Genomic DNA, 3,584 nt, shown 5'->3' on the forward strand with positions numbered 1-3,584 from the left:
ACAACCGCCAGCAGTTCAGTTAACCTTGCTGGATATTTAAGCCAGAACAATGTCGAATTAGCATCCCAAAATTTCACAGCCATTTTCAAACCGATTGCACTTATAACATAAGGAAAAGTAAAAGCTGAAAAACTAGGGTAAAATCCAACTTTAAGCATTTTCGGCAAATAAATGGTTACCCCGATTAACATGGCCAAAGTCAGACTAGTAAGTAAACCAACCATCATAATATTTTTTTCAGAAAAGGAACTTAAATAACCTGCCAGACAAAGTCCAGCCGGAGCTGTAAAAATAGTAATCGTTGGCAAAGCAGGATCTTTTATGTCTTTAACCCAAAAAACACGATAAATAACTACTGGTAAAAGCACCAAATAAGCAGCAAAACCAAAATAAAAAATACCCTGACCTAATTTCAAATTATTAAAAGCAGGTGCAGTTACACTGGCAACCACTAATCCTACATAAACAATAAAATAACTGGCAAACACCTGTTGGATTTTAAAATTAAAGATAAAACTGATTGTAAACCAGATAATCCAAACTATATGTAAGATAATAGCGAAATACCAGATAGAAGAAGCCAGATTAGGAATTATATTTAATAAATAAGTAGCAAGAATCATCAAAGCCATAAAAAAAGTAGGAGTAACACTTGCAATAACTGGATTTCTTAAATCAGGCCCAAAACTATCTCTGGCTATTAAAAAACGTCCAACTAAAAATAATGCTGTTAAAACTGATAAAATTCCTGCCAGATAGCGGTAATAGATATTATAACCTGCTACTAAGTTACCTAAACCTGCCAGTCCAAGCATCAGACCAGCAATCGGAATAGGAGTTTTTTTAATTAAATTTTTCATAACAAAAATTCTCCTTTTTAAATTTTATTTGTTTTAATTATTCAACCAGTCCATCTTCAATAAATCTTTCCATTACCCAGGCCGCAACTTCACCAGAAATTTGAATGCAGTGAGCTGCTCTTTCTGGACTGCCAAAATCATCAAAATCTTTAGTCAGGACTCTGCAGCAAGTCGAACCATAAGTCTCCTTTATGTAGTCATGTAGAGAAGCGTTTGCAGGAAAACATTTTTCTGGCATTTCTGCTCCTGGTTCAGTTCTACCATATTTTAAACCAAGGGCCATAACCCCACCGCTGACTGCTCCACATAAACATTTTGATTTGCCAATTCCTATTGGAAATCCAGAAGCCAACTTAACAATTTCTGGATCAACTTCTTTACCTAATAATTCATTTATTGTTGTTAAAACTGCTTCTGAACAATAGAATTCTCCTCTACGAAAATAACCTTCTGCTCGTTCCCTTGCCTCGTTAACTAACTTCTGTTGTTTGTTATTCATTAATAATCTCCCCTCTAAATAAATATTTTTTAATTATCTTATTATAGTCTGAATCAAAATATAATCATGATTATTCTTAATTTCACAATAATTATAGCATAGTTGGTTTTAATTATAAAGTATTTTTATAATTTTTATAACTTTTCTTTATGATTTGGTTTCAAGAAACAGAAAATAAATGTTAGATTATTATGAAAATATAGGCTGCAGGTGTCTATGATATTAATTTCAAAAAACTTAAAGTAGATTTATTGGCTTTTACAGGTCATAAAGCTCTGATAGAACCGACCGAAACCGGTTAAATGTTTTAAATGATATTTTATAAAATATTTTTAGCAGCTTCAATAAAAGTATTAATCAAATAGTCATCATGGCGATTTTTATTATAGGCTAAATAAAAATTTCTTTCATATTCTGCATCGGCAACTTTTATTTCAACAATTCTTCTACAAGCAGCAGCTTTTTTAGCTGCTATTTTTGAAATAAAAGAAATACCAAGTCCAGATTCAACAGCAGAAATAACAGCTTCTGTACTTCCTAACTCACTTATAATATTAAAATCTTCCAGTTTAAAAGCAGCTTCTTTAAAAGCTAAAATAGTAGCTTTTCTGGTTCCTGAACCTTCCTCTCTCATTAATATACTATGATTCTGAAGTTCTGCTAAAAACACTTTTTCTTTTCCCGCTAAAGGATGATTTAAAGGTACTATTAAACTCAAGTTATCACTGCAGAGTTCTATTGATTTAAACTTATTGTTTTTGGGTTTATAACCAACTATTATCAAATCCACTTCATTATTTTCTAATAAATTAATCATTGACCTGCTGTCACCAACTGAAACTTCTGTTTTTAAATCATCAATATTTTTATTTAGAATTGAAAGTATCTCAGGCAATAGATATGCAGAAGGAATCGTACTGGAAGCAATTTTCAGCTGCTTGGTCTGCATATTTTTTTTACTTTCAACTTTCTGTTTTAAATATCCCCACCTTTTAACAATTTTCTTACCTTCTTGATAAACTATTTTGCCAGCAGGACTAAGAATAATCTGACCTTTCTCTTTATAAAAAAGCTCTGTATCAAAATATTTTTCAAGCGATTTAATCTGCATACTTACTGCTGGCTGACTAATTTCAAACTTTTCAGCTGTCAGCGAATAACTTTCCAAATCAACTAAAGTAATAAAAGTTTTTATTCTTTCAATCTTCATTTAATCATTCCTTTATTATTAAGTACCAAATTTGATATCTTTGATGCTTTAAAAGATTGTTTAAAGTTCTTAGAAAAAGAAAGAGTTCTGCTTCAGATTATCCGGTGACAGGACAGAATATTATCTGGCCTTAATTTCACCCCTTGGTGTTCCGACAAACTCTTCGGATAATTTGTCCTTATACATCTTATCATCAGCCTTTTTTAATATTTCTTTTATATCCTGTTCTGGCTTTTCTTTTGTTGCCTCACCCAAAGCAATAGAAATAGGAATCGGATTATTATTTATTTTTTTACATTTTTCTTTTATTCTTTTATTAATTTTCTCTGCAGTTTCTTTTGTGGTGTTTGGAAGCAAAACTGCAAACTCATCTCCACCATATCTAGCTAATATATCTTCTTCACGCAAAGATTCTTTTAATATTTGGGAAGCTTGAATTAATATCTCATCCCCTTTTTTATGACCATAACTATCATTAATTATTTTAAGTCCATTAAGATCTGCAATAATAATACTTATTGGTAGTTTTCGTTTAGTATCCAATCTCTTTATTTCATTTTCAAAATATCTACGATTATACAAATTTGTTAACTCATCATGAAAAGAAAAATATTTTAAATTTTTTTCAATTTCTTTTTCTCTACTAATGTCATTAGCTGCTATAATAATTTCTGATCCATTTTTTTTAGATAAAATAATTTCAATTTTATATTTCAAAAAGACTTTTTTGCCCCAATTTGTAGTATATTCAAGATTACCCTCAAATATATCTTTATTTTTAGATGATAAAAAATCATTATTCCAAATATGTTTAATTTTTTCAACATTATTTAAATTAAATTTTTTAACTTCTTTTTTATTGGGAGCACCCAATAATTCTATCATTTCCTTATTTACTTCTAGTATGTTTCCTTTTATTTGACCCTCCTCGGGGCAAGCCCTCGAGGATTCCTGCTTCTTAGAAGTGGTAACCCACCATCTCCACAGGCTTAAAATCCTGTTAGCCCAACAGTAT

General features: G+C 30.6%; 4 protein-coding genes. All 4 read right to left on the reverse strand.

Annotated features, from left to right (window positions below; translation table 11 throughout):
• A partial coding sequence (locus tag CI949_RS18555) for a TDT family transporter (RefSeq protein ID WP_290769150.1) occupies positions 1-860 on the reverse strand: 860 nt, incomplete at its 3' end.
• Between the two features lie 37 nt (positions 861-897).
• A complete protein-coding gene (locus CI949_RS18560) occupies positions 898-1,359 on the reverse strand; it encodes a C-GCAxxG-C-C family protein (protein ID WP_073159348.1) in 462 nt (153 codons plus the stop codon).
• Between the two features lie 319 nt (positions 1,360-1,678).
• Positions 1,679-2,569 carry a selenium metabolism-associated LysR family transcriptional regulator gene (locus CI949_RS18565; RefSeq protein WP_073159350.1) on the reverse strand — a complete coding sequence of 297 codons (891 nt, stop codon included), beginning with the start codon at positions 2,567-2,569 and terminating at the stop codon, positions 1,679-1,681.
• A gap of 120 nt (positions 2,570-2,689) precedes the next feature.
• A partial coding sequence (locus CI949_RS18570; protein WP_290769154.1) for a GGDEF domain-containing protein occupies positions 2,690-3,584 on the reverse strand: 895 nt, incomplete at its 5' end.

It is taken from the genome of Halanaerobium sp., from assembly GCF_003070835.1.

Bases quoted from the DNA above. Each gene is read 5' to 3' on its own strand.
- CI949_RS18560 (WP_073159348.1), bottom strand. From the start codon at position 1,359: ATGAATAACAAACAACAGAAGTTAGTTAACGAGGCAAGGGAACGAGCA.
- CI949_RS18565 (WP_073159350.1), bottom strand. From the start codon at position 2,569: ATGAAGATTGAAAGAATAAAAACTTTTATTACTTTAGTTGATTTGGAA.